The following is a 236-nucleotide window of genomic DNA, read 5'->3' on the forward strand; positions in this document are numbered from 1 at the left end:
CTATAGAACACCTAACATTTGGTTTGATGAAGCAGCACAGTTTGGTTTAGGTGAAGCCCTAGAAATGTTGGCAATAAACAATGTTTTAGGCAATATGAGTCATTTTAATAAAGAGGTGTATGTGTCAATTAACACCTCTCCAGAGCATATACTAAGTGGTGCCGTTGCCAATGCATTAGCTGCTATTTCTGATTGCAGCAATATAGTATTGGAGGTAACCGAACACTCTCCTATTG

1 pseudogene is annotated in these 236 nt (G+C 38.6%); it reads left to right on the plus strand.

Features of this window, described 5'->3' with window-relative positions:
- Positions 1-236: pseudogene (locus AAEY62_RS24780) on the plus strand (sensor domain-containing phosphodiesterase); the annotation flags it as partial.

Origin of the sequence: Pseudoalteromonas sp. GW168-MNA-CIBAN-0100, assembly GCF_040309225.1 — a bacterium.
GTDB classification, from domain to species: domain Bacteria; phylum Pseudomonadota; class Gammaproteobacteria; order Enterobacterales; family Alteromonadaceae; genus Pseudoalteromonas; species Pseudoalteromonas arctica.